This is a genomic window from Streptomyces sp. NPDC058964, assembly GCF_042741275.1.
Classification (GTDB): Bacteria; Actinomycetota; Actinomycetes; order Streptomycetales; family Streptomycetaceae; genus Streptomyces.
On the sequence record NZ_JBHYKH010000134.1, the window covers coordinates 1 to 5,858 of the forward strand.

The 5,858-nt window shown below is 70.7% G+C and carries 5 protein-coding genes; 1 reads left to right on the forward strand and 4 read right to left on the reverse strand.

What is annotated here, in order from left to right; all coding sequences use genetic code 11:
• From ACFW2E_RS18565 to ACFW2E_RS18575, 3 genes are all read right to left on the reverse strand, one after another.
• Positions 1 to 885: ABC transporter permease (locus ACFW2E_RS18565; RefSeq protein ID WP_384467651.1), on the reverse strand; the 885-nt coding region annotated here is incomplete at its 3' end.
• 6 nt (positions 886 to 891) lie between these two features.
• Positions 892 to 1,935: an ABC transporter permease gene (locus ACFW2E_RS18570; RefSeq protein WP_384467653.1), complete on the reverse strand. Its 1,044-nt coding sequence runs from the start codon at positions 1,933 to 1,935 to the stop codon at positions 892 to 894.
• A gap of 13 nt (positions 1,936 to 1,948) precedes the next feature.
• The gene (locus tag ACFW2E_RS18575; RefSeq protein ID WP_384467654.1) at positions 1,949 to 3,547 is read right to left on the reverse strand and encodes an ABC transporter substrate-binding protein; all 1,599 of its coding nucleotides are present in this window, start codon (positions 3,545 to 3,547) and stop codon (positions 1,949 to 1,951) included.
• Between the two features lie 451 nt (positions 3,548 to 3,998).
• Between ACFW2E_RS18575 and ACFW2E_RS18580 the strand changes: the two genes are divergently transcribed.
• On the forward strand, positions 3,999 to 5,057 hold the full coding sequence (locus tag ACFW2E_RS18580; RefSeq protein ID WP_384467656.1) for a Glu/Leu/Phe/Val dehydrogenase dimerization domain-containing protein: 1,059 nt from the start codon (positions 3,999 to 4,001) through the stop codon (positions 5,055 to 5,057).
• Positions 5,058 to 5,582: 525 nt separating this feature from the next.
• On the opposite strand, the gene ACFW2E_RS18585 is transcribed toward ACFW2E_RS18580, so the two are convergent.
• Positions 5,583 to 5,858, reverse strand: a 276-nt coding sequence (locus ACFW2E_RS18585; RefSeq protein ID WP_384467658.1) for an MFS transporter, incomplete at its 5' end; no start/stop codon positions are given.

Here is a 5,858-nt window from a genome sequence, read left to right on the forward strand (position 1 = left end):
GGCGGTGCGGCGCAGTGCCCCACCGAGCCGGCGCCGACGGGCGGCCCGGGCGGCGGCCGCGTCGGCGCGGACGAGGGCGGCCGCGGTCTCGCCGAGGGCGTTGAAGACCAGTCCGGCGATGACGATGGCGACGCCGGGCGCGAGGGCCGCAGCAGGGGCGGTGTAGATGCGGTTGAGGTTCTCGCTGAGCAGGCGGCCCCAGTCATAGGAGGGCGGCTGCACGCCCAGCCCGAGGAAGCTCAGCCCGGACAGGGCGATGAGCATGCCACCGACCTGCAGGGTCGTGGTCACGATCAGCGGTTCGGCGATGTTGGGCAGGACATGACGCAGCATCAGGCGTGACCGGGACACGCCGAGGATCCGTGCGGCGGAGACGTAGTCCGAGCCGGACACGGACGAGGCGAGGGTGTAGGTCAGGCGGGCGTAATTGGGGGCGGAGGCGATACCGAGGGCCACAACCGCCCCTTTCGCTCCGACGCCGGTCACGGTCGCGACGCACAACGCCAGCAGCAGCGCGGGGAACGCGATCGCGGTGTTCATCGCCGATTCCCATGCCCGCCGGCTGCGGCGGCCGAGCACGGTGGGGAACGCGCCGAGCAGCACGCCGGCCGCCGAACCCAGGGCGGTCGCCAGCACCGCGAGGTTCAGGGAGAGACGGGCCCCCGACATGACGCGGGCGAGCATGTCCCGGCCCAGGCTGTCGGTGCCGAGCAGGTGTCGTGCGGAGGGTCCCTGCTGGGCTGCGGCCACGTTCAGGTGCGTGGCGGCGGCGCCCCAGATGACGGGACCGGCGGTTGCCAGGAAGAGCAGGAGGAGCAGGCCGAGTGCGCCCATCACCCCTGTGGGGCCGATCCGAAAGGCGCGCCGGATGCCGTGCTTGGTCACCGTTTCTCAGCTCCTCGTGAGGGTCGAGCGGGGGTCGAGCAGACCGAGGGCCAGATCGACGACGAGGTTCACCACCAGCACCACCGCACCCAGGAGCAGGACGATCGCCTGCACCAGCGGGTAGTCCTGGGCGACGATCGCGCCGACCACGGTGCTGCCGAGCCCCGGCCAGGCGAAGACGTTCTCGACCAGGACGCTGCCACCGACCAGCGAGGCGAACAGGATGCCGCCGACGGTGAGCCCCGCAGTGAGCACGTTGGGCAGCGCATGGCGCAGGTAGAGCAGTCGCGCGGGGAGGCGCTTGCTGCGGGCGACCCGCAGGTGGTCCTGCCCGAGGACGCGGGTGGTCTCGATGCGGATGATGCGGGCGAGCTGGCAGCTGGGACCGAGTGCCAGAGCGAGCACGGGCAGAAGGTAGGAGGCGGGTGTGTCGGCGCCGGCGGGTGGCAGCCAGGGGAGGGTGACCGCGAAGACGAAGACCAGGCCCACGCCGATCAAGAAGTCGGGGACGGTGGTGCAGACCCCGGTCACGCTGGTGAAGGCGAGCTCCGTGCCGCGGCGGCGCCCGCCGTGAGTGGCCACGGCCACCCACATACCCACGGGGACCGCCACCAGCGCGGTGAGCAGGAACGCCAGACCTGCCAGCTCCGCGGTCGCCGGCAGCCGGGTGGCGATGACCGACGACACCGGATCGCCGCTGGTGATCGAGGTACCCAGGCTTCCGGTGAAGACGCCCCCCAGGTAGTGCAGGTACTGCGTCAGCAATGGCTTGTCCAGGCCGAGCTCGGCTCGGCGGGCCGCCACCACAGCGGGGTCGGCCGTGATGCCCAGAGCGGAGCGCACCGGATCCCCGGGAACCAGGTGGACGAGGAGGAACGAGGCGGTGATGACCACGAAGAGCGAGATCGCCAGGCGTAGCACTCGTCTGATCAAGAACCGTGCCCAGTGGGAGGACCGCCGGATGTCCTCCCCCTGGTGCCCTGCCCTTGCGACGACCGTTCGGGAACCGTCGCGCGGGACCGTCACCGGGCCCGGGGATGGCTCAGCCATGGGTGGTGTCTCCTCAGTCGGCGTGCAGCCGGATGCTGGTCGGAAGGGGCATCTCGCCGGACATCTCGAAGGTCGCGCCGCGCCCGAAGTAGCTGACGTACCGCTGGGCGATGGGGACGACGTCGGCTCGGGCGAAGAGGGCCTTCTCGGCCTCGGTCCACATCTGGCAGCCGGGCCGGCCCGGGATCTGCACCGCCTGGGCGACCAGCTGCTCGTAGGCGGTGTTGTGGATGCCTGCGAAGTTGGATCCCTTGGGGGAGCCGGGGCCCGAGAAGAAGCTGACGCTCTGCGACGGCAGCTGGGTGGCCAGGTTGATCTCCGGGGTGACGTCCCAGTTGTCGCTCTGGAAGACCGCTTGCAGGAAGGCGGCCGAGTTCAGGCTCTTCACCTGCACGTCGACCCCGAGCTTCTTCCAGGCGGCCGAGAACAGCTCCATGCCCGCCGACGCGTTCGACCGGTCGGAGGAGTACATCGCGGTGAGGCTCAGGCGCTTACCGCCCTTCGCCCTGATCCCGTCGGCGCCCTTGCGCCAGCCCGCGGTGTCCAGCGCGGCGGCCGCGGCCGCCGCGTCGAACGCGGGGATGCCCGCCGCAGCGCCGGAGTCGTCGCAGATCAGCGGCGGCACGCCCATCGTGGTGTTACCGATCTTGCCCTGCCGGTCGGTGAGCACATCCGCGATCTGCCCGCGGTCCAGGGCCTGCGTGAGCGCCTTGCGGACCACGGGGTCGGCACCGGGGTGGCCCGGGTGCTCGTTGAACACCGCCAGTGTCCCGCCGTCCTCGAAGCGGTGCTCCTTCATGGTGCGCACCAGCCGCTCCCGGTCGGGGCCGTTGACGACGCTGCCGTTGAGGCTGCCGCTGGTGAGGAGGTTGGCTGCGGTGGTGTCATTGTTGACGATCTTCAGGACGATCTTCTGCGGGGCTCCGGGCACATTGATCCTGGCGCCGTTGGGCCCCCAGGCGTACTCGTCGCGGCGGACCAGCGTGTAGTGGTCGTTGGGGGCGGCCTCGGTCAGCTTGTACGGGCCCGATCCACTGCTGGTCCTGGCGAGGGTGGTGGGGTCGGCCGTGCCGTGGCCGCACACCACGAAGAAGGCGGCCAGTGACTGGAGCAGCAGGCCGTCGGGTTTGCCAGTCGTGATCGTGATGGTGCCGGCGGCGTCGTCGGCCCTGGTGGTGAAGTCCGGGCTCGGCAGCACGATGCCGAGCAGCGGCGAGGCGGCCTTGGGGTCCTTGAGGTAGTCCAGGTCCTTGCTGACGACGGTCGGGGTCACCGCCGAGCCGTCGGAGCACGTGACGCCCTTGCGGAGGGTCAGGGTGACCGATGAGGGGGTGACGTCCCAGTTGGTCGTGAGGCCCGGGATCGGGTTTCCCTTGTCGTCCAGGGTGACCAGCGGGTCGTAGGCAAAGGACAGGAGGTCGTTGGCCGCGGCGACAACGGTGTGGTAGGGGTCGAGTTTGCCCGGGTCCTGCGACAGGGTCGACGTGAACGTGCCGTCGCGGACGTAAGCGCTCTGGCTCCCGGCGCTTGAGCCCGAGGCTCCTCCGGAGCAGGCCGCGGCGGCGAGCGCGATGACACACAACACCGCTGTCTTGGTTCCGTGCAGTCTCATGAGAAGCCTCCAGCAGCCCACCGTGGCGGTGAGGGATGCGGAGGAGCATCCAGTCCGCACGCCCCGGCCGTCTTCGTCGCTGAGCACCAGATGGGCACCTCGCGTTCGTCGCCGGACCCCAATGAGCCCGATCCGCAGGCGGATGCTTGGGGCGGTGGCCTCCGGCCCACCGGTTCACGGGGTTCGACGGGCGGACGGTGTCGACAGCACTCGCATCCCGACCATCCGGGCTCCTTCGCGTCGGCTCCGTCGAAATGCACCCCGGAAACCCTCCTGGGTGTCACCGACGATGCCGCGGAGCGCACTCCTGCGGGCGTGGATCGTGTGGTCCGCACAAGTTCTGGCGCAGTGTTGTGCGCTCCCGACGATGCAGCGCGTGTGCGGCGGCCCGGATGCTGTGGCGGACCCCCTGGGAAGAGTGGGGGACCACCATGATCCGAAAGGTACCCCGATGCAGGATGCCGCAGCGAAGCAGGGCGCGCTCGAGCATGAGCGGTTGGCCATCCGCCGTGGAGCCCGATCCGGCGTGACGCTCATGGTCGCGGTGCACTCGACAGCGCTCGGCCCCGCGGTGGGCGGGTGCCGGATGCGGGCCTACCGTTGCTGGCAGGACGGGCTGGCGGACGTGCTGCGGCTGTCGGAGGCGATGAGCTACAAGTGCGCCGCCGCCGGTCTTGCCTACGGTGGCGGGAAGACCGTGATCGCTCTGGACGAGACTGCCGATCCCGCACGCATCGATCGCCGTTCGGTGCTCCTCGACGTCGGTGATCTGGTCGCGGAGTTCGGCGGCCGCTACAGCACGGGGCCCGATGTCGGGACCTCCGCCGAGGACATGATCGTGGTGCGGGAGCGCACCTCGCACGCCTTCTGCCTCCCGGAGTCCCACGGCGGCTCCGGATCCCCCGCCCTACCGACCGCGATCGGGGTGCTGGCCGCCTTGCGCGCGGCGTCGATGCACCGGTTCGGCACCGAATCACTCGCTGGGCGCCGCATCGTCGTCAGCGGGCTCGGCGCGGTGGGCGAGCGACTGGCACGCAGCCTCGCCGAGCAAGGCGCCGAGCTGAAGGTATCCGATGTGGATGATCAAAAAAGGGTGCTGGCCGAGGAACTCGGCGCGGCATGGGTAGAGCCCGGAGAGGCGATCACCACCGACACCGAGATCCTCGTCCCGGCTGCGGTCGGCGGAATCGTGCACCGCGATGTGGTTTCCCGGCTGCGCTGTGCGGCGATCGTCGGACCGGCGAACAACCAGCTCGTCACCGACGACGTCGCGGACTCCCTTCGGCAGCGGAACATCCTCTGGGCGCCCGATTTCGTGGCCAACGCCGGCGGCGTGATCTACGCGCTGGCCCGCGAGGTCGAGGGCATCGGGCACGGGGAGGCGATCGACCGGGTGCGCCATATCGGCGCCGCGCTCGCCGAGATCCTCACAGACGCCGATCGTGCCGGCCGGACGACGCTCGCGGCCGCGGCCGACCTCGCGGCCACCCGGCTGAGGACGGCACTGTGAACCACCGGTGAGGCGCTCCCGTCGCCGACAGCGACCTACCCAGAGCTCACCCGCAGACGCATCTGGGGCACGGCGGCTCGGTTGCTCCGGGAGGCCGGAGCCGAGCGACCTGGGCCCAGACCCCGGGACGGGCGTGAACGCGGGTCGACTGCGACGGGAGCCGCGACTGGATCGACCTCTGCCGCAACCACTCGACCCGCGCACCGACTTCGGCGGTTCGAGGCGGTTGATCTGCTCGCGCTGCTGACTGATGGTCACCTGCGCGGTATGCCGTTGGTATGGCGACGGGCCGGACACTCCATCACGTCGAGGTGCCCCGGACCGGAAGGACGACGTCGCTGTAGGAACCGAGTCCGGGGACAGCGGGCCGCGCATCCAGTCGATTCGCCGCGTTTCCCCTCGGTGTCCGGGCGCGGGGAGAGACCGCGTGAGGGGCACGCATGGCTGGTGGTCCCGCCGGAGAGCGGGAGTCACCAGCCATGCGCACGTCCGCGGAGGCGGCGTCGCCGCGTGGGCCCTCGGCTCTCACGCTGCTTGGAGCAGTCCTGCCGGGGCCGAGCGAGCGAACTGGTCGGTGGTCTGCGGCACCCAGAGCGCGCCCGTGATCGACGCCACCACGCCGACCAGCATGAAGCCGAAGGCGACGGTGTAGGAGAAACGGTCGACGAGGAAGCCCATGACCAGCGGGGTGATGGCTCCCGCGAGCTGGCCGCCAAGGTTGAGCAGGCCCATGCCGGTGCCGACGATGCGGGGGGGTAGCAACCCCCGCGGCAGCCCCCAGAGGGCCCAGGTCGGACTCGC

Bases quoted from the DNA above. Each gene is read 5' to 3' on its own strand.
- ACFW2E_RS18580 (WP_384467656.1), top strand. From the start codon at position 3,999: ATGCAGGATGCCGCAGCGAAGCAGGGCGCGCTCGAGCATGAGCGGTTG.
- ACFW2E_RS18575 (WP_384467654.1), bottom strand. From the start codon at position 3,547: ATGAGACTGCACGGAACCAAGACAGCGGTGTTGTGTGTCATCGCGCTC.
- ACFW2E_RS18570 (WP_384467653.1), bottom strand. From the start codon at position 1,935: ATGGCTGAGCCATCCCCGGGCCCGGTGACGGTCCCGCGCGACGGTTCC.